The sequence below is a fragment of the Hyphomicrobium sp. MC8b genome (genome assembly GCF_905067615.1).
Lineage (GTDB): Bacteria > Pseudomonadota > Alphaproteobacteria > Rhizobiales > Hyphomicrobiaceae > Hyphomicrobium_B.
Genome location: NZ_LR898465.1, coordinates 3306695 through 3324262 on the forward strand (window position 1 = coordinate 3306695; position 17568 = coordinate 3324262).

General features: G+C 56.4%; 21 protein-coding genes. 14 read left to right on the top strand and 7 right to left on the bottom strand.

Features of this window, described 5'->3' with window-relative positions; genetic code table 11:
- The first annotated feature begins 27 nt into the window (after positions 1 to 27).
- Genes ACLB1Z_RS16000 through ACLB1Z_RS16020 form a run of 5 tightly spaced genes read left to right on the top strand, consistent with a single transcriptional unit; the run spans position 28 to position 2831 of the window.
- Positions 28 to 357 (top strand): hypothetical protein, encoded by a 330-nt coding sequence (locus tag ACLB1Z_RS16000; protein WP_409560722.1) that lies wholly within the window; start codon positions 28 to 30, stop codon positions 355 to 357.
- Positions 358 to 397: 40 nt separating this feature from the next.
- Positions 398 to 1048, top strand: a complete 651-nt coding sequence (locus ACLB1Z_RS16005; RefSeq protein ID WP_409560723.1) for a BON domain-containing protein — start codon at positions 398 to 400, stop codon at positions 1046 to 1048.
- A gap of 21 nt (positions 1049 to 1069) precedes the next feature.
- Complete coding sequence (locus ACLB1Z_RS16010; RefSeq protein ID WP_013948679.1) at positions 1070 to 1489, top strand: CBS domain-containing protein; 420 nt, start codon at positions 1070 to 1072, stop codon at positions 1487 to 1489.
- 10 nt (positions 1490 to 1499) lie between these two features.
- Positions 1500 to 2141, top strand: a complete 642-nt coding sequence (locus ACLB1Z_RS16015) for a dienelactone hydrolase family protein (RefSeq protein ID WP_409560724.1) — start codon at positions 1500 to 1502, stop codon at positions 2139 to 2141.
- 9 nt (positions 2142 to 2150) lie between these two features.
- Positions 2151 to 2831 (top strand): phosphoribosyltransferase, encoded by a 681-nt coding sequence (locus ACLB1Z_RS16020; RefSeq protein ID WP_409560725.1) that lies wholly within the window; start codon positions 2151 to 2153, stop codon positions 2829 to 2831.
- A 16-nt stretch (positions 2832 to 2847) separates the two neighbouring features.
- On the opposite strand, the gene ACLB1Z_RS16025 is transcribed toward ACLB1Z_RS16020, so the two are convergent.
- The 3 genes from ACLB1Z_RS16025 to ACLB1Z_RS16035 are packed head-to-tail and all read right to left on the bottom strand — an operon-like array spanning position 2848 to position 4208.
- Complete coding sequence (locus ACLB1Z_RS16025; protein WP_409560726.1) at positions 2848 to 3177, bottom strand: HPF/RaiA family ribosome-associated protein; 330 nt, start codon at positions 3175 to 3177, stop codon at positions 2848 to 2850.
- Positions 3178 to 3224: 47 nt separating this feature from the next.
- Positions 3225 to 3740: a BCAM0308 family protein gene (locus tag ACLB1Z_RS16030; RefSeq protein ID WP_409560727.1), complete on the bottom strand. Its 516-nt coding sequence runs from the start codon at positions 3738 to 3740 to the stop codon at positions 3225 to 3227.
- A gap of 18 nt (positions 3741 to 3758) precedes the next feature.
- Positions 3759 to 4208: a DUF3775 domain-containing protein gene (locus tag ACLB1Z_RS16035; protein ID WP_409563293.1), complete on the bottom strand. Its 450-nt coding sequence runs from the start codon at positions 4206 to 4208 to the stop codon at positions 3759 to 3761.
- A 162-nt stretch (positions 4209 to 4370) separates the two neighbouring features.
- On the opposite strand from ACLB1Z_RS16035, the gene ACLB1Z_RS16040 reads away from it, so the two are divergent.
- The 8 genes from ACLB1Z_RS16040 to ACLB1Z_RS16075 all read left to right on the top strand — a co-directional run bounded on the left by ACLB1Z_RS16040 (position 4371) and on the right by ACLB1Z_RS16075 (position 11455).
- A complete protein-coding gene (locus ACLB1Z_RS16040; protein ID WP_409560728.1) occupies positions 4371 to 4808 on the top strand; it encodes a universal stress protein in 438 nt (145 codons plus the stop codon).
- 67 nt (positions 4809 to 4875) lie between these two features.
- On the top strand, positions 4876 to 7449 hold the full coding sequence (locus ACLB1Z_RS16045) for a cation-translocating P-type ATPase (protein ID WP_409560729.1): 2574 nt from the start codon (positions 4876 to 4878) through the stop codon (positions 7447 to 7449).
- Between the two features lie 71 nt (positions 7450 to 7520).
- Positions 7521 to 7868, top strand: coding sequence for an ArsR/SmtB family transcription factor (locus ACLB1Z_RS16050; RefSeq protein ID WP_013948685.1), 348 nt, complete (start codon positions 7521 to 7523; stop codon positions 7866 to 7868).
- A complete protein-coding gene (locus ACLB1Z_RS16055) occupies positions 7865 to 8389 on the top strand; it encodes an arsenate reductase ArsC (protein ID WP_409560730.1) in 525 nt (174 codons plus the stop codon). Before ACLB1Z_RS16050 ends, ACLB1Z_RS16055 begins: the two co-directional genes overlap by 4 nt.
- 2 nt (positions 8390 to 8391) lie before the next feature.
- Positions 8392 to 9456 (top strand): ACR3 family arsenite efflux transporter, encoded by a 1065-nt coding sequence (arsB, locus tag ACLB1Z_RS16060; protein ID WP_409560731.1) that lies wholly within the window; start codon positions 8392 to 8394, stop codon positions 9454 to 9456.
- 3 nt (positions 9457 to 9459) lie between these two features.
- The gene (gene arsC / locus ACLB1Z_RS16065; protein WP_409560732.1) at positions 9460 to 9873 is read left to right on the top strand and encodes an arsenate reductase (glutaredoxin); all 414 of its coding nucleotides are present in this window, start codon (positions 9460 to 9462) and stop codon (positions 9871 to 9873) included.
- Complete coding sequence (gene arsH / locus ACLB1Z_RS16070) at positions 9870 to 10613, top strand: arsenical resistance protein ArsH (RefSeq protein ID WP_409560733.1); 744 nt, start codon at positions 9870 to 9872, stop codon at positions 10611 to 10613. The genes arsC and arsH overlap by 4 nt, the downstream gene beginning before the upstream one ends.
- Before the next feature lie 269 nt (positions 10614 to 10882).
- The gene (locus ACLB1Z_RS16075) at positions 10883 to 11455 is read left to right on the top strand and encodes a hypothetical protein (RefSeq protein WP_409560734.1); all 573 of its coding nucleotides are present in this window, start codon (positions 10883 to 10885) and stop codon (positions 11453 to 11455) included.
- A gap of 154 nt (positions 11456 to 11609) precedes the next feature.
- Here ACLB1Z_RS16075 and ACLB1Z_RS16080 read toward each other — a convergent pair whose 3' ends face one another.
- Positions 11610 to 12338 (bottom strand): c-type cytochrome, encoded by a 729-nt coding sequence (locus ACLB1Z_RS16080; RefSeq protein WP_409560735.1) that lies wholly within the window; start codon positions 12336 to 12338, stop codon positions 11610 to 11612.
- A gap of 573 nt (positions 12339 to 12911) precedes the next feature.
- Between ACLB1Z_RS16080 and ACLB1Z_RS16085 the strand changes: the two genes are divergently transcribed.
- Positions 12912 to 14066, top strand: coding sequence for an SEL1-like repeat protein (locus tag ACLB1Z_RS16085; protein WP_409560736.1), 1155 nt, complete (start codon positions 12912 to 12914; stop codon positions 14064 to 14066).
- Positions 14067 to 14107: 41 nt separating this feature from the next.
- Here ACLB1Z_RS16085 and arcC read toward each other — a convergent pair whose 3' ends face one another.
- From arcC to ACLB1Z_RS16100, 3 genes are read right to left on the bottom strand one after another with little or no spacing between them, the layout of a single operon-like run.
- Positions 14108 to 15010 carry a carbamate kinase gene (arcC, locus tag ACLB1Z_RS16090; RefSeq protein WP_409560737.1) on the bottom strand — a complete coding sequence of 301 codons (903 nt, stop codon included), beginning with the start codon at positions 15008 to 15010 and terminating at the stop codon, positions 14108 to 14110.
- A gap of 3 nt (positions 15011 to 15013) precedes the next feature.
- A complete protein-coding gene (gene aguA / locus ACLB1Z_RS16095; protein ID WP_409560738.1) occupies positions 15014 to 16138 on the bottom strand; it encodes an agmatine deiminase in 1125 nt (374 codons plus the stop codon).
- A complete protein-coding gene (locus ACLB1Z_RS16100) occupies positions 16131 to 17555 on the bottom strand; it encodes an APC family permease (RefSeq protein ID WP_409560739.1) in 1425 nt (474 codons plus the stop codon). The genes aguA and ACLB1Z_RS16100 overlap by 8 nt, the downstream gene beginning before the upstream one ends.
- Between the last annotated feature and the right edge of the window lie 13 nt (positions 17556 to 17568).

Here is a 17568-nt window from a genome sequence, read left to right on the forward strand (position 1 = left end):
CGCACTGACAATTCGGAGGTGCGCAATATGCTTCACGAAATGTTTGATCCAAAAGCGCCCGGACCTGGCTTGGCAGCGTTGATGCCCAATTGGCCTGGATTTCAAGCGCTCGCTGTCTCCCTTCGTCTTAATGAAGAGATCGCGCGCAATTGGATGGAATTTTTGCAGAAACGTTACTTGAAGGACGTGGATGCGTTGCAGCGCACCATAGCGATCAAGTCGCCAAACGAATTGACGTCGTTCGCCATCGCATTCTGGCAAGACGCAGCGAAGGATTATTTCTCAGAACTGAGTGCGCTGCAAAAAATTTTATTGTCGGGAGCCGCGACCGGATCTCTGCGCGCACCGACAGCCTAGCGAAGTTTTTTTGAGCTTTATCGTCAGAGGATTTTTGGCCATGAACGATATGCAGCTTCGTCAGTTGGTCATAGACGAACTGGAATTCGAACCGAGCATCAACTCGATAAATATTGGCGTTTCGGCGAGCGGAGGCGTCGTCACGCTCCACGGACACGTTCGCAGCTACGCGGAAAAAGTCGCCGCGCTTCAGGCTGCACGTCGGGTGAAAGGCGTTCGTGCCATCGCCCAGGAAATCGATGTTTGCTATCCGGCGGAAATCAAGACGTCGGATGAGGAAATTGCAAAGCGCGTACTAAGCGTCTTGAAATGGCATGCCATGATACCCGACGAACACGTCCGAGTGACGGTGCAGAAAGGTTGGGTCAATCTGAGCGGCGAACTCGATTGGCAATACCAAAAGAAGACCGCTGAAGACGAGGTCAGAAAGCTGATGGGCGTGATCGGCGTAACAAATTCCATAGTGGTGAAATCGCCCGTTGAGGCCCCGGATATCAAAAAGAAAATCGAGGCCGCACTGGCTCGCAACGCCCATGTCGAGGCTGAAGGAATCCGCGTCGCCGTTTTAGACAATCGAGTTTGTCTCGAAGGCCATGTCAACAGCTGGGAAGATCACGACATCATCGAGAATGCCGCTTGGTCCGTTCCCGGCGTGCAAGGGGTCGATGATCGTCTCACCGTTGCTTCGTAAAATGGGAAGGGAGTAAGTCCCATGAAAGTCAAAGATGTCATGCATAAAGGTGCCAAATGGGTTGCCCCCGATACACTTGTTTCGGAGGTCGCCAGAATGATGAAAGACCTCGATATCGGAGCTGTTCCGATCGGGAAAGATGATCGTCTCATCGGCATGGTGACCGATCGCGATATTACGTGCAGAGGGTTTGCCGACTCCGCCAATCCTTCCGCCCTGACCGCAGAGAAGGTCATGACAAAGGGCATCATCTATTGCAAGGCCGACGAAGATATCGAGGATGCCATCCGTTTGATGGAATCGAAGAAGATCCGACGACTTCCGGTCATTGACGATAAAAAAAGAATGGTGGGCATGCTTAGCCTCGGAGACGTCTCGCACGCGGTCGTCCGTAATCTCTCTGGCGAGGTGATCAGCGCCGTATCTGCACACCACGCTTAAGGAGGCGTCAGTGGCGGTCGATGTTCTGGAAGAACAGGATGTGACGATTGGGTTGCCGGCGCTTCAGGGCAGCCTTGTCATTCCGAGCGGCGCACGCGGGATTGTTATATTTGCACACGGCAGCGGTTCAAGCCGCCTTAGCCCTCGTAACCGCTATGTCGCCGACGTCCTCAATGAAAATAGATACGCCACCCTCCTCTTCGATCTCTTGACCGAGGCCGAAGCTTCCGACCGCCGTAATGTGTTCGATATCTCGCTCCTGGCGCGTCGCGTGCAGATGGCGGTGAACTGGACGCTCGAGGAGCCTAAGACAGCCGACCTTACCCTCGGTCTCTTTGGCGCAAGCACCGGCGCTGCCGCGGCATTGGTCGCAGCGGCTGCACTCGGTCCGGCTATTTCGGCAGTGGTATCGCGCGGCGGCCGTCCCGATTTAGCAAAAGAGGCATTGGGAGGCGTCACCGCTCCCACGCTCCTGATCGTTGGCGGCGACGACATTGGCGTGATCGAACTCAACGAATTTGCCGCTCGGCACATGACTTGTACCCGAAAGCTGCAGATCGTCCCAGGAGCAGGGCATCTTTTCGAGGAGCCGGGCACTTTGGATCGTGTTATTGAACTCTCAATAGGCTGGTATGATCAATATTTGACGTGAGGATATCAGATGAGTTTCTGGCTGCCTTTCAGAAGCCGAGAAGAGGCGGGACGCGCCCTTGCATCTGTGCTTTCCAAGCAAAAGTTCGAAAATCCGATCATTCTAGCCATGCCGCGTGGCGGTGTGCCGGTCGCCATCGAGATCGCCAAACAGCTGAAGGCACCGCTCGATTTTGTTTTCGTGCGCCGCATCGGCGTTCCGGGGCACAAAGAGGTCGCCATGGCGGCGGTCGTCGATGGTGCGGCGCCGGAGCTTGTTCTCAACGAAGAGATCAGCACACAAATCGAAATCCCGCAAGCCTATATCGATCGCGAGATGAAAGCTGAGCTTCATGAGATCGAGCGCCGAAGACGGGAATATGCCAGCACGGCGGCTGGACCCGCTATCACGGGACGAACCGCTATCATTGTCGATGATGGCATCGCGACCGGCACCAGCATGCGGGCCGCAATAAACGCACTCCGCAGAAAGAAGCCAAAGGAACTTATTGTAGCCGTTCCCGTCGCGCCTCTGGAAACTGTCAACTCGCTTCGTTCCGATGTCGATGCGGTGATCTGCTTACAAACTCCGGAGCCGTTTTACGCTGTCGGTATGCACTATAAGGACTTCCATCAGATCGACGATGATGAGATTGCGAAAGCACTGCACGAATTCCGAAAAGGCGCAAATCTTGCGCAACACACGGCCTGACCTTCGTGTTTCTGTCCTAGGCCTGCCGCTTGCGAGTCAGATCCTGAAGCTGACGACGCGCTGCCGCGAAGGCATCTGAAATTGTAACGTTGATATCCTCGTGGCGACCCGTCACGCTCGGCTCACGGCTCACCGCAATATCGTTGGCGCCCGGAACCGTAATGAGTAGCCGGATGCTATAGTAATCTCCATGCCGGCGGCGATGTTGCGGTCGCCCTATAACGATCCGCGCCGATGTAATGCGATCGTAGAACTGCTCGAGTTTCTTTGCCTCGTCGCGAACCCGGATCGCGATGTAATCAACTGGCTTTATGTGCTCAAACGAGATTTGAAGAGGGATCTGCATGGAAACACTCCCGCGATGTCGAAAATTGCTGCGAATTTGAATGGCTCTTACTCGTCGCGACGCCAGTGAGCCCTCACGAAATAATCCCCTTCGCTGTAGTCAATATCAAATTGGCCCTTGTAGGCGTGCTCGAGCGCATGCCCGAGACGGCGCGGCAGATGAATATCTGTGGTGGTTATGATCGCCGAGTCGTTTGCGTCGGCGATCTCAATAATCCTCGACAAGGGGTGCTCGGCGTTTTGATCGGATTGCGTGTTTCGAATTAACTCGAAAATCTCGCCCTTGTGTTTTTGGAAAAACTTGCCAGACAGCGTGACTTCACCTGCCGGATATTTATCGTTCTCCCGCAGACACGCAGGGCACAATTGCCTCGCAGCGTCAGTCGGCGCGCTTTCCAGCCACTGCCAACGACCATCGAGAAATACGGCTCCGCACTGATTGCAGACTGTCGGCTCTTGCAGCTTCCCTCGCGCCTTGTAAGGATCATGCCGATGCGGCTCGATAAGATGCGATTTCATAAGATCATGGCGCGGTTCTGTGCGATGTAAATCTCGTGTTTTCATCGTCGTCGCCTTTCACAATTAAAGGTGGTCCAGCTCAAATTTCTCGCAGGAACGACCGAGAAGCGCGAAGCCGTCTTCCAAGAAGTCCCCAAGCAATGGAATGCCAAGCAAATAGCGCGCTGTGTTTTTGTTGTGCGCCCGGGTCGCCTCTTTGCGCACATCGGCCCAATCCGCGGCCGAATAGTCTTCGCGGCCAAGCCAAACAAGCGCAACGAGATCAATCTGCTCGTCTTCATTCATGTCGTTGATTACCGATGTTAGTTCTTCAACGACGGGATCGTCCGCATGATCTTCGAGAACAGATGTCATCTTGTCGTCGGACGCGTTCGAGCCAGGATCTGGATCACTGACGGCGTCTTTCGCGTCGAACTCCCGCGCCTTCGCAATAATAAAGCAAACCTTTTCGGGAGAAATTTGAAGCTCAGGCAGTGCAGGCGCTTCATCAATAATTCTAGTAGTCTTCGCCATTTTCGGATTCCTCCAAATGATGCAAAAATGGCTATGTTTCCTGAACCGACCTTGATCGCCGTCAAGCACATCCGGACGCTCAAACTGCTTTGAGATTGACGTTCATCAAGGAAAACAGTGCGCTAGCGAAGATCATCCGCAAACATCTTTTCGGAAAGCGATATGTACAAACATTTACTCATCGCGACAGACGGATCAGAGCTTGCTCAACGTGCGGTCGCACAGGGCTGCGAGTTGGCGAAAGCGCTCGGGTCGAAAGCAACGATTGTAACAGTCACCGAACCGTGGAGGATGGTCGCCCCGGCCGAAGTCGCGGTGGTGTATCCGATCGAAGATTATGAAAAAGCGGCGGCTTCAAATGCGAGTAAAATTCTCGCCGATGCTGCTTCTGCAGCCGCCAAAGTCGGAATAACCTGCGAGACCGTGCACATCAAAGACGAATTTCCGGCTGAGGGCATCGTCCAGGCGGCTCAAGCGCGGGCCTGTGATCTGATTGTTATGGCATCTCACGGACATCGCGGCCTGATGGAATTTGTACTTGGCAGTCAGGCCCACCGCGTCGTCACGACCTGTGCTGTCTCTGTGTTGATCTGCCGATGAGCGATTTCCTTCACTTATCCGACAATGCAACGGCGACGCTTGCGGCCAGAAGTTATAGTCATTTTTTATGATGGCCCTTGACGCGGACAACGTGGAGCGGAGTTCCCGGTTTGAAGCCGGCCTCACCATGGACGAGGCGCGGAAGCGGCTCGCCACTGAGGGGCCAAACGAGCTTGAACGTAAGAGCAGCCGCTCTGCATTCGCGATTGCGTTGGAGGTGCTGCGCGAGCCGATGTTTCTGTTCCTCGTCTGCGCTGGCGGGATCTATGTCATCCTTGGCGAAACGAGTGAAGCAATTGTCCTCTGTCTTTTTGCGACAACTTCCGTCGCCATCGCAATTGTCCAAGAGTTTCGCAGTGAACGTGTGCTGGACGCCCTAAAAGAGCTCTCGAGCCCCCGTGCTCTCGTCATTCGGGATGGAGAGCGTCGCCGCATCGCTGGCAGAGATGTTGTCCGCGGCGATATTTTGATCATCAGCGAAGGTGATCGGATTGCTGCCGATGGACTTTTGATTGAAGGTGACTTGTCGGCCGATGAGTCACTTTTGACAGGGGAATCCGTGGCCGTCCGCAAGGTTCCTGTCGATAGGGATGCCTCGGTTCCGATAGACCGAAAACCCGGTGGCGATGATACGCCTTACTTGTTTTCCGGCACGCTCGCCGTTCGGGGACAAGGCAAAGCCGAAGTTGTCGCAACCGGAGGCCGAAGCGAGATCGGAAAAATCGGTGCCTCACTCGCCCGAATTGAACCGGAACCGCCCCGGCTCAAGGCCGAGATCAATAGTCTCGTGCGGATGTTCTCGATTATCGGTGTGGCGGTCTGCTCTCTCGCTTTCCTATTGCAATGGGCATCGGGGCATTCCGTGCTCCCCGCCCTCCTTGCAGGCATCTCGCTTGGCATGGCGATGCTGCCCGAAGAATTCCCGCTCGTCCTCACCGTCTTTACGGTCATGGGTGCTTGGCGTCTTTCGCGCGCCCAGGTTTTAACGCGACGTGCGGCCGCGATAGAGGCACTCGGCGAAGCCACCGTCCTCTGCACCGATAAAACAGGGACGTTGACAGAGAACCGTATGTCGATTGCTGAACTGCGCTTGCAGACAGGCGAGACATTTGGCGCGAGCCAGCCAGAGGCGTCGGGTTCGTTGCCCACTCAGTTCCATCGCCTCATCCGCGCCGGAGCGCTGGCTTCGCAACCGACGCCTGTCGACGCCATGGATGTCGCTATCGTCGATTTTGCCGAGGCGCGTTCTTGCGGCACAGAATCGCGAAATCGGGACGTCTTGGAGCGCACCTATGGCATGACACGGAAGCGCCTGGCCGTGGTAAATGCTTGGCGGGCGAATTCTACGAGCGGATTTAAAATAGCGGCCAAAGGCGCGCCCGAGACGATAGCCAACCTGTGCGGGTTATCGGCCGCCGAGTATGCCGGGGTCTCCACGATGACGGATACGATGGCGCGCGAGGGGCTGCGCATGTTAGCCATTGCCGAAGCGACGTTTTCTGAAAGAGATTTGCCGCTCGAGCCGAACGCTTTCAATTTTCAATTTGTGGGACTCATCGGCCTCGCTGATCCGATTAGGGCAGATATTGCCAATGCAGTCAGCGAGTGTAGGGCCGCTGGCGTTCGCGTCGTCATGATCACCGGCGATTATCCGACGACTGCCCTTGCAATCGCCCGTAAAGCCGGTATCGACGCAAGCCGTGTGGTCTCGGGCCCCGAAATCGAGAGCATGGCTGCGGCGGCTCTCGGCCGCAAGATCAGGGAATGTTCCGTCTTCGCGCGAATTACGCCGGCCGACAAGTTGCGCATCGTTCAAGCGCTTCAGTCGAACGGCGAGATTACTGCGATGATTGGTGATGGTGTAAACGATGCTCCATCTCTGAAGGCAGCCCACATCGGTGTGGCTATGGGCGGTCGCGGAACTGACGTGGCCCGTGAAGCGGCTGCGCTCGTCCTCCTGAATGACAACTTCAGCTCGGTCGTCACTGCTATTCGGCTAGGCCGTCGAATATTTGACAATCTTCGCAAGGCAACGGGCTTCATCGCAGCTATTCACGTGCAGATCGCAGGAGTTGCTTTGTTTCCAATCATCGCTGGACTGCCACCGATCCTTGGCCCCTTACATATTGCCTTCCTCGAGCTCATCATCGATCCAGTCTGCTCGATCGCCTTCGAAAACGAGCCGGAAGAATCCGATGTCATGAGCCGCCCGCCTCGATCGACAAAGGCTCCCCTGCTCTCATTGGTGCGGCTCCTATGGTGTTTGCTGCAGGGTGCAATAGCGTTTGCTCTCATTGCCTGCCTCTATGTTACGTCTTTGCGGTATGGTCTTCCCGCCGACCAGGCTCGTTCCCTCTCCTTCGGAGCAATGATCGCATCCTCGGTTGCATTGGTTATTATCAATCGCAGCTTTGACAATGTGCTCTTCGGATCTCTCGTCCGACCCAACCCCATGCTCTGGGCAGTCTTCACACTCGCTACGGCAATCTTTGCGACAACTCTTTACTGGACACCTGCACGCGCCCTTTTCGACTTTGGCGCTTTTCACGCTCATGACGCGCTCATATCAGTCAGCGTGGGCGTTGTACTGCTGATAATCCTGGAGCTGCTGAAAGGCATATTTGATCGCCCCATCCGTTGATGGGAGGGGAGACGTGAGTGAGCAGTCTTTATAAGGCTTGCACATTTCAATAATTCTTGTATTGTCAATTTATGAACACTGATGAAGCTGTCACTCGTCTCGCGGCGTTGGCCCACGATCAGCGCCTCGCTATCTTCCGGCTCCTGGTGCGGGAGGGCCCAAACGGGCTGCCTGCAGGTGAGATCGCTGAAGCTGTTGGCGCCACCCCAACAGGAGCGTCATTTCATCTTAAAGAATTGGACCGCGCCGGACTAATCCATGCCACGCGCGTTGGCCGGTACATCCGCTATGCGGCGCACTTTGAGGGAATGCGACAACTCTTGAGCTTTCTCACCGACGACTGCTGCCAGGGAAATCCGGAGCTTTGCGGCTCGACAATCAAAAAGGCGCGTAAGCTGTGTAAGGGAGAAGCGAAATGAACCGAGATCGACCGTATAACGTCCTCTTTCTCTGCACCGGCAATTCCGCCCGTTCCATCATGGGCGAGGCCATCATCAACCGCATCGGGGCAGGGAAGTTCAAAGGCTACAGCGCGGGCAGCATGCCAAAAGGTGAGGTTCACCCGCTGGCCGTCAATCTTCTGAATAAGCTCAACTATGGCACCGGTTCTCTCCGCTCAAAGTCCTGGGAGGAGTTCACGGCAGCCGGTGCACCTGAATTAGATTTCGTCTTTACCGTTTGCGATAACGCCGCCAACGAAGTTTGCCCGATCTGGCCGGGGCAGCCGATGACAGCGCACTGGGGCCTGCCGGACCCCGCCGAGGCTCAGGGGGATGAAGCTCAGCGAGCGCTCGCCTTCGCCGATACGTACCGCATGCTCAACAACCGGATTGGCATTTTCACCAGTTTGCCGCTCGCGTCACTCGACGAACTCAGCCTCCAGAATCGCCTCAACGATATTGGCCGATTGAAAGCTTCAGCCGTGCCGGAGAGAGCCTGAGCATGTCAACCTTCGAACGCTATCTGACAGTATGGGTCGCGCTCTGCATCGTTTTCGGCATCGCGCTTGGTCATTTCTTTCCCGTTGCCTTTGCAGAGATCGCCGCGGCGGAAGTGGCCAACGTGAACTTCGTCGTCGCGGCACTGATCTGGTTGATGATCATTCCGATGCTGGTGAAGATCGATTTCTCAGCGCTGTCCAAAGTGAAAGCTCATTGGCGCGGCATCGGCGTCACGCTTTTCGTCAATTGGGCGGTAAAGCCGTTCTCGATGGCGCTGCTGGGCTGGATCTTCGTCGGCTGGATATTCCGGCCGTACCTACCAGCCGAGGAGATCAACAGCTATATCGCCGGCCTCATTCTCCTCGCCGCTGCGCCGTGTACGGCCATGGTGTTCGTGTGGAGCAACCTCTCTGACGGCGAGCCGCATTTCACCTTGAGCCAAGTGGCACTCAACGACGTGATCATGGTTTTCGCGTTCGCGCCGATTGTCGGCCTGCTGCTCGGTCTTTCGGCAATCACGGTGCCTTGGAACACGCTCCTCTTGTCGGTCGCCCTTTACATTGTGGTGCCGGTCATCATCGCGCAGGTGATCCGCAGCGTCGTCCTCTCGACCGGTGGCCAGGGCGCGCTGAAGGCATTGCTTCGGCGAATTCAGCCTCTGTCCCTCGTGGCCCTGCTCACCACGCTGGTCTTGCTATTCGGCTTTCAGGGCGAGCAGATCTTGGCGCAGCCATTGATCATCGCCATGCTGGCGGTACCCATTCTCATCCAGGTCTATTTCAACTCGGCGCTCGCCTACCTTCTCAACCGCGCGTCAGGCGAAGCTCATTGCGTGGCGGGACCCTCCGCGCTAATCGGCGCCAGCAACTTCTTCGAGCTGGCAGTCGCCGCCGCGATCAGCCTCTTTGGGCTACACTCCGGCGCAGCGCTCGCCACCGTCGTTGGCGTGCTGATCGAGGTCCCCGTGATGTTGTCTGTGGTGAAGATCGTCAATTCGTCGCGCGACTGGTACGAGGCCGGTCAAACGGTCAGAAAGCATGGCCTGTCCGCACAAGCAGGAGAATGAGCGATGGCTATCACCATCTACCACAACCCAGCCTGCGGCACTTCCCGCAACACGCTGGCGATGATCCGCCAGAGCGGCGAGGAGCCGGAGATCATTGAATACCTCAAGACGCCGCCTTCGCGCACAACACTGGTGGACCTGATGAGGCGCATGGACATCACTCCCCGCGAGCTGCTCCGCCAAAAGGGAACGCCCTTTGCGGAACTTGACCTGGGCAATGCCAAGTGGACCGACGATCAACTCATTGATTTCATGATGGAGCACCCTATCCTCATCAACCGGCCGATCGTTGTCACACCGATAGGCGTGAAGCTGTGCCGGCCATCGGAGAAGGTGCTCGACATCCTGGCGGAGCCGAACATCGGCAACTTCACCAAAGAGGACGGCGAAGTGATTGCGGCAAGAAAGAAGGCTTGATGAGCAAGAACGGCGCCAGCGACCTGCCCAACATCGCGCACGAGCATCTGCACATTCCCGCCCATAATAAGCTCGCCGCGGCGGGTAGCCATAAGCCGCGTATCCTTTTGCTCTACGGTTCACTACGCGCGCGGTCGTACAGCCGCTTTCTCACGATGGAAGCGGCGCGATTGCTGGAGCATTTCGGGGCCGAAACGAAGATCTTTCACGCGCATGGCTTACCGCTGCCAGATGACGCGCCGGCAACCCACCCCAAAGTGCAGGAGTTGCGCGAGCTTGCCGCCTGGTCCGAGGGCCAGGTTTGGTGCTCGCCGGAACGGCACGGTGCGATAAGCGGCGTGATGAAGTCACAGATCGATTGGATACCTTTGTCTACGGGCGCTATTCGTCCCACCCAGGGCAAGACGCTGGCCGTGATGCAGGTCAGCGGCGGCTCTCAGTCCTTCAATGCTGTGAACCAGATGCGCGTGCTGGGCCGCTGGATGCGGATGATCACCATCCCGAACCAGTCTTCCGTCGCGAAGGCCTTCAATGAATTCGACGAGGACGGCCGCATGAAGCCGTCAGCGTATTACGACCGCGTTGTAGATGTGATGGAGGAGCTGGTGAAGTTCACCCTGCTTACCCGCGACCGCGCTGATTATCTTGTCGACCGTTACAGTGAAAGGAAGGAAAGCGCCGAGGAACTGTCGCGTCGCGTGAACCTGCCCTCGGCCGTGAACGACACGCTGCGGCGGTAAAACCTTTAAACGACCGCTCGTTCGGACACTCATTACGCCGAGTTCCGCCACTCGATTGGTGCAAATATAGCGTCTCGTCCGAGATGCATAGAAAACAGACTCAGAAATGCATTTGTGGCCTCCAGGCGCACCCCAAGTCGTCGTCCCCAAGTGGTAGAAATGCCATTTCGCACTTCGGCCAAGCGAACACACCCTCCAGTGGGTCGCGCAAGCCTGCTTAAGCCTTATATTATCATCGCCACCGCAGGTTCGGATTGGGACTCGGGCTTATGGCAACAAGCAACACTGACGACAAGATATCGAACGCCAACGGCGTCATCGAGCTGCGGATTCAAAAGCTGGCGCAGCTTTTTAACTCGCTCGACCCATCGCCTTTTCACGAGCGGGATCTGGATCAAGATGCCGAAGATTACATCGTCGGCTGGGCACGCGAGTTACCATCAGATGCGCCTCTGAAGATTGTTATCCATTTGCCCGACGAGGCGATGCATGATGCTCAAAAGTGGGAGCTTCCGTCGGCGCTGGCAAACTACTTCACAGAACGCGCGCAATTTGCGCAACGCGAACTAAATGAGCTGTTTAGAATCGGACGTCTCTATTTATTCGTGGGCTCCGCCACCCTTGTGGCGTGTCTCCTCGGCAGCCAATTGGTGCGAAGCACGCTCGGCGCAGGGCCGCTTGCGGCCATCGTCTCCGAGAGCTTAGTCTTCTTTGGATGGGTCGCCAATTGGAAGCCGATCGAGACTTTTCTTTACGATTGGTTGCCGCTGAAGCGCCGGCGAGATCTGTTTCGTAGACTGGCGCAAGCGACTGTGCACCTGGAGAGAATTCCGTCGGGATGATCGTGGAGCTGCTCTCAAAAGAGCGTGCAATCGATGGACGTCGCAGGCCTCGGCGCGTCGATACGTTAGGGACCAACATCAACTGCCGAAGAACTTGTCAGGTCACGGCTACAATGAACTCATGCTAACAATGATGCCGAGACTGGCATTGGGTTCACTGTGCCTGCTGGCTCTCCAAATAGGAGACCAGCTGATCAATTTCACGATCAGCGGCATCAGGTGGCATGTTCTCGTAGAAATAGCCTTCCCACGCAAGCAGCCGCATTGTTCCGTGCCCACTGATGCCGCCATCGCGGATAATTCGTTCCACCCTTCCTCTGGGGAACCAACCACCGTTGCGCTTGGAGATTTGGGTTAGATCGGGAGCGGGCTTCTTCAGCGCTTCAGCAAACATCCCAGGGCCTACGCCTATTCCATGGCATAAGGCGCAGTAGGTTCGGTACGTTTGTTCGCCCGCTTTGAACCTCTGATCGGGAATCGCCTTTGGCGCTTCATCGATAGTTTCCCGAGCTTTGCCGAGGACATCCTTCGTCGCATCTTCGGTCTTATCGAATAGCTCATCCGCGCTTCGTTGCGCCTTGTCCAAGACTTCCGTCGTTTTATGGTGAGCATTGTCAATGGAACGCGGAATGACAATTCGCGCTTTGTCGATTGCGTCTTTGACTGCTCGCCTTGCCTTTTCGATTGCGTTCAAAGCGGCTTTCTTGGCGACATCAATGGCCGCTTTAGCATCTTCCCCGGCATCCGTTGGAGTTTCGGACGTGGTTTGCGCAGATTGAAATTGCTCGGAGAATGCCGCAGGGCTACGGACCAACAGAAGCCCAAAAACTCCTATCGCGATTGCGACGTAATGAAATGGCGTGTGATTCCCGCTCTTGGACATGACGAAACCTCCCGAGCAATGAATGGCTTCGAGGCTCGCATATGCACTGCCAGTGATGCTTGATTCACATCAATCAAATCTGCTCGAGAGCTGAGGCTCATAGGGAAGCCTCTTCTTTGAAAGATGTCGTCGCGAAGGAGCAACCGAGTCGGCACGATCGATATCCGCGGCCGAGATGTACCAGCCGTTTGAAATCAATTTTTAGCTGGGCTAGCACCACGCGAGCCTAGAAGGTTGGCTCAAAATTACTTGGAACTGCGTCTGAAAACGGCCATTTAAATGGCCACGCCATTCCATTTTATCAATGAAAACCAATGTCTTGATGCATGTCTACGGTGCCCCGCACGAGCCCGGGCGATATGACTAAAACATTTGCCGCAGACGTCAGATGGCCATCAGCGCATGCAATGCCTTGGCCTAGCGCGAATCTTACACATCCTGCAATCGTTGGTGCCGCCGGTGATGTCATGAGCGAAGCTATTCGATGCCTCGAAGGCGATGATAGCCGTTGCAGCTACCCGCCGCATATCGCGGATCGTTTTGAACAAGCACGGCATAAGACGGAGAAGAGAATTGGCACGAATATTCGTCTTCGCCTTGGCAGCCGTGCTTATGAATTTCTTTAGTCACACGGGCGCCTACGCGAGGGACGCTGACCCGAAAGGGGTGGCACTCTGGGAAGCTGGTTCCAAGGCATACGACGACGGAAACCTAACTCAGGCGCGAGAGCTGCTGTCACACGCAGCAGACGCCGGCAATGCTTCTGCGATGAACCTTTTGGCGTCGATCCTACAGAAAGGATTGGGGGGCGACGCGGACTTACCAGCCGCTCGAAAATGGTATGAAGCGGCCGCAAATAACGGTGACCTATCAGAAGCAATGTTCAGCCTGGCCATGATGCTGCATGACGGCCAAGGCGGCCCCAAAGACGTTGCCTCTGCTCGTTCCTGGTTTGAGAAAGCAGCGAATGCCGGGAATGTCCCGGCGATGGATTGGATGGGCTATCTTTATCAGGATGGTGAGGGCGGCCCTCAAGATTTCGCGGCGGCGCGATCGTGGTTTCAGCGGGCGGCTGATCAGGGCGACGCCAACGGCTTGTACAGAATGGGCTACTATTTTGAAACCGGGAAGGGTGGCCCGGCAAATCCCCAGGGCGCGCGCGAAATGTATCAGAAGGCGGCCGAAAAGGGCCTCGTTCGGGCCATGACCTACTATGCGAAAGTTTTGTATGACGGGACCGGCGGTCGAAAGGATTTAAGCGGAGCGCGGGACTGGGCTCAAAAAGCGGCCGAAAAAGGTGATGCGGACGCTATGGGGATGCTCGCAACAATCTACGCGCACGGGCAAGGCGTTGCCGTGAATTATTCATCGGCGCGTACATGGGCTAAGAGCGCGTCTGAAGCCAGCTGTTCGTTTGCGATGCCTCTATATGGCTTTCTCCTCGAAAGGGGCTTGGGTGGCCCTAAAAATCTTCAGGAAGCCCGCCAGTGGTACGAGAAGGCTGCCAATGCGGGTGATCGCATCGGCATGTACGACTACGGCATTGCTTTGATCCAGGGGAAAGGCGGTCCCCGCATGACGAAAGATGGCCGTGCATGGCTGCAGAAAGCCGCCGCCTTGGGAGACCCGGACGCCAAGAGATATCTGGCGCGCAAAGGAAGCGGCGGTCGTCGCACCGTTCGAAAACCTACCTATGAATCGTCCCTGGGGGGATTTCTGCCCTTCTAAGGATCCACGGATCTGGTGAAATCACCGCAACGATGAGGCCATCAGGGGAGCACGATCGTGCCACCCTTTCCGCTCAATACAGACTGCACAGCGGACAAGGATCCGATAACGGCGGCGCGACCGGTCCGTTCGGCGAAGTTGCACGCTGCGCTTACCTTCGGTCCCATTGAGCCCTCCGCAAAGCCATGGCGGCGCAAATCGAGCGATTTGATTTTTCCGATGGCCTTTTGTTGCGGCGTTCCCCAGTCGAGATAGACAGCATCCACATCAGTGAGGATGACCAGCTGATCGGCTCCAAGCTTCTCGGCGAGGAGTGCTGCGGCTAGATCCTTGTCGATGACGGCTTCGACGCCACTGATCCTGCCGTCCGGATTGCGACGGACGGGTATGCCGCCGCCGCCAGCACAGATGACAAGAACGCCGCTGCGAACGAGACTTTCAATAATCGGGAGTTCAACGATTTCCACCGGCTGGGGAGAAGGCACAACCCTGCGGAATGACTTCCCATCTTGCGCGTACGTCCAAGAGTACTGCTCCCGAAGCGACGCAACTTCTTCTGAAGTGTAGACGGGACCAATCGGCTTCGTCGGCCGTTGAAATGCTGGATCGCTGCCATCGACGATAGTCTGTGTAATGAGCGCCGCGGTGGGACGTTCCTGGCGAGCATTTCGCAGTTCCTGAGCGACGACGTAACCGATCATCCCCTGCGACTCGGCCCCGAGCACATCGAGCGGATACGGCGGGAGCGCCTTGTAGGCATTGGCTTCAAGAGCGAGCAAGCCCACTTGAGGACCGTTTCCATGCACGATGACGATTTCATGTCCCTTACATGCCAGGGCCAATGCATCGGCAGCGGCGCGCATATTGCGCTGCTGATTTTCTGCAGACAAAGGCTCGCCGCGTTTCAGCAACGCGTTCCCGCCAAGAGCAACGACAATCCGCATCTGTTATGCGGCTCCTGCCATACGGAGCAGACGTCGGCCGAGCGGCTCCTGCTGGGTGATGCAATGGATGTTGCCGCCACCAAGAAGGATCTCCCGCCCAGGCACGCTTACGATCCGCCGGGTCGGAAAGAGTTTCGCCAACGCGTCCTGCGCCGGATCGTCAGCTGGATCGTTGAAGCGCGGCATCACGATTACGTCGTTGGCGATGTAGAAATTGACGTATGATGCCGCGAGTCGATTGCCTGCTTCGCGCGGCAGCGTTCCAGCAACCTTATCGACTCCAGCGGCTTCTTCAGCCGTGATCAAGACTGGTTTTGGCGCGACGAGCTTGTGAATGTTCAGCCGCCTCCCGCGTGCGTCAGTTGCCTTTTCGAGCCGTTCCAAGGCGCCGGCCGAAATCGCATATTGCGGATCGGAGCGATCTTCCGTCCACGTCAGCACAACTTCTCCGGGCGCAACGAAGCGGCAGAAATTATCAGTGTGGCCGCTCGTCTCGTCGAGATAGACGCCTTTTTCCAACCAGATGATCTTCTCGAGATTGAGATAGTCACAGAGATACTTCTCGATCTCGGCACGGCTTTTATCGGGATTGCGGTTCGGATTGAGTAAGCACTCTTCTGTGGTCAAGAGCGTGCCTTGCCCGTCGACATCGATTGAACCGCCTTCGAGAATGAAGTCCGGCGCGTACCGATCATCCCTTTCGAGTTCTATGACTTTCTCACCGACGAGGTCGTCTTGATCCCAAGGGAAGTAGAGCCCTCCAGCAAGCCCACCCCAAGCATTGAATTTCCAATCGATACCCCTTACCGCGCCCGCATCATTTACGACGAATGTCGGCCCGCAATCGCGGATCCAACTGTCGTTGCTCGTCATTTCGACGAGACGTACGGACGGGTCGAGCATCTCTCGGGCGATAAGATATTGAGCGGGAGACGCACAGACAGTTACCGGCTCTCCCTGGGCGATCGCGGCGGCGACAGCCGCGAAAGCATGCTGTGCAGGCTTTGCACCACTTCGCCAGTTATCCGATCGCTCAGGCCAGAGCATCCAGCAACCAATGTGGGGCTCCCATTCCGCCGGCATCCGAAAGCCGTCCTGCTTAGGTGTCGTTGCGAGGACCTTAGACATGGGCGATCTCCTTCGTCGGTTTCGCTGGTTCGGGACGTTTGCCATGGACGAGGAATTCGCCGACGATGACCGTGAGCACGACGCCTCCGAGCACGGCGCCTATGTAGGTCATATCAACCGCGCCGGGCTTGTAGATGAAGAAGACGATAGCCTGCAGGATGAAGAGCATGCAGATGCTGCTCAGCAGCACAGCAACCGGATAGCCGCCGGGAACGCGATAAGGACGTCGAATATCTGGATCATCCTTACGTAGTTTCAGGAACGAGAGGAACAGCAGGAAGTAGGGAAGCAGGAAGACGACGGACGAGAACGCGAAGGTCGTCCAGAAGAGATCTTCGGAACTTTTTGCGAGCCACCCGTAAATCAACAGCACGACGCTGGCGATGACACCGCACAGGATAGCCGAGTTGGCGGGTGTCTTATAAACAGGATGAAGCTTGGCGAAGATCGACGGCAGATCACCACGATTGGCCGCTTCGGCGGCCGATCGGTTTGCTCCGATCGACCACGTCGTCATGTTGGCGATCAATGTATAGAGCGTCATCACGCATAGGGCGATGACCGGAACATTGCCGGAGATGCCTGCGCCGAAGATCTTTTGAAACGTATCCGGCAGGCCCTTAATGAGGCCGATGTCGGAAAGCGGGAGTGCGAGCAGAATGCCGACGGTTGCCAGAATGTAGAAGAACGCGATGATCGACCCCGAGCGTACGATTGCCCACGGCACGTCCCGCCCAGGATTTTCCATCTCCTCACCCGCTCCGGACATCAGCTCGAAGCCGAGGAAATTATAGATAATGACCGGAAGGAACGCGAGACTATCGCCCCAGTGCGGCGTGAGCGTCGCGAGGCTGAATTCGTTCGCGGGACCGTTATGCATTGCGTAGGCAATGCCGCCGAGGCCGAGCGCGAGCATGATAATCACTTTGAAAATGGCGCCGATATTCGGCACCCATTTCCCGACCTCCAGGGTGATGATATTGATGCCGACGGTGAGCCACGTCAGGCCCAGCGTGATGACAATCTTCGTCCACAGGCTCATATCCGGCGCAATCAATTCCGCCAGAATGCCTGCAAAGAGGATGTACACAGACGGCATCCAGAAGGCGACGTTGACCCACCAGAGCCAAGCGGTACGTCCAGCCCAGACGGGTCCGAAGGCGCGGCGAACCCAGGCATAGATGCCGCCCTCCTCCGTGTAGGTGCTGCCAAGCTCAGCAGTGATCAGACCATACGGAATGAAGAACAAGACAAGCGTGAATGTCCACCAGAAGATCGATTGCACGCCGATCGAGGCGGCTGCCGTCAACTGATCAATGACGAGTACCGCACAGACGGTAAACAAGGTCATATCCAAGCCGTGGAGAACCTTTTGGAAGCGCGGAGGCCGCACTGCACCCGGGGCTGAGACCGCCATTGGATTATCCTCT

Coding starts and splice junctions, on each gene's coding strand:
- ACLB1Z_RS16000 (WP_409560722.1), top strand. CDS start 28: ATGCTTCACGAAATGTTTGATCCAAAAGCGCCCGGACCTGGCTTGGCA.
- ACLB1Z_RS16005 (WP_409560723.1), top strand. CDS start 398: ATGAACGATATGCAGCTTCGTCAGTTGGTCATAGACGAACTGGAATTC.
- ACLB1Z_RS16010 (WP_013948679.1), top strand. CDS start 1,070: ATGAAAGTCAAAGATGTCATGCATAAAGGTGCCAAATGGGTTGCCCCC.
- ACLB1Z_RS16020 (WP_409560725.1), top strand. CDS start 2,151: ATGAGTTTCTGGCTGCCTTTCAGAAGCCGAGAAGAGGCGGGACGCGCC.
- ACLB1Z_RS16025 (WP_409560726.1), bottom strand. CDS start 3,177: ATGCAGATCCCTCTTCAAATCTCGTTTGAGCACATAAAGCCAGTTGAT.
- ACLB1Z_RS16030 (WP_409560727.1), bottom strand. CDS start 3,740: ATGAAAACACGAGATTTACATCGCACAGAACCGCGCCATGATCTTATG.
- ACLB1Z_RS16035 (WP_409563293.1), bottom strand. CDS start 4,208: ATGGCGAAGACTACTAGAATTATTGATGAAGCGCCTGCACTGCCTGAG.
- ACLB1Z_RS16040 (WP_409560728.1), top strand. CDS start 4,371: ATGTACAAACATTTACTCATCGCGACAGACGGATCAGAGCTTGCTCAA.
- ACLB1Z_RS16045 (WP_409560729.1), top strand. CDS start 4,876: ATGATGGCCCTTGACGCGGACAACGTGGAGCGGAGTTCCCGGTTTGAA.
- ACLB1Z_RS16050 (WP_013948685.1), top strand. CDS start 7,521: ATGAACACTGATGAAGCTGTCACTCGTCTCGCGGCGTTGGCCCACGAT.
- ACLB1Z_RS16055 (WP_409560730.1), top strand. CDS start 7,865: ATGAACCGAGATCGACCGTATAACGTCCTCTTTCTCTGCACCGGCAAT.
- arsB (WP_409560731.1), top strand. CDS start 8,392: ATGTCAACCTTCGAACGCTATCTGACAGTATGGGTCGCGCTCTGCATC.
- arsC (WP_409560732.1), top strand. CDS start 9,460: ATGGCTATCACCATCTACCACAACCCAGCCTGCGGCACTTCCCGCAAC.
- ACLB1Z_RS16075 (WP_409560734.1), top strand. CDS start 10,883: ATGGCAACAAGCAACACTGACGACAAGATATCGAACGCCAACGGCGTC.
- ACLB1Z_RS16080 (WP_409560735.1), bottom strand. CDS start 12,338: ATGTCCAAGAGCGGGAATCACACGCCATTTCATTACGTCGCAATCGCG.
- arcC (WP_409560737.1), bottom strand. CDS start 15,010: ATGCGGATTGTCGTTGCTCTTGGCGGGAACGCGTTGCTGAAACGCGGC.
- aguA (WP_409560738.1), bottom strand. CDS start 16,138: ATGTCTAAGGTCCTCGCAACGACACCTAAGCAGGACGGCTTTCGGATG.
- ACLB1Z_RS16100 (WP_409560739.1), bottom strand. CDS start 17,555: ATGGCGGTCTCAGCCCCGGGTGCAGTGCGGCCTCCGCGCTTCCAAAAG.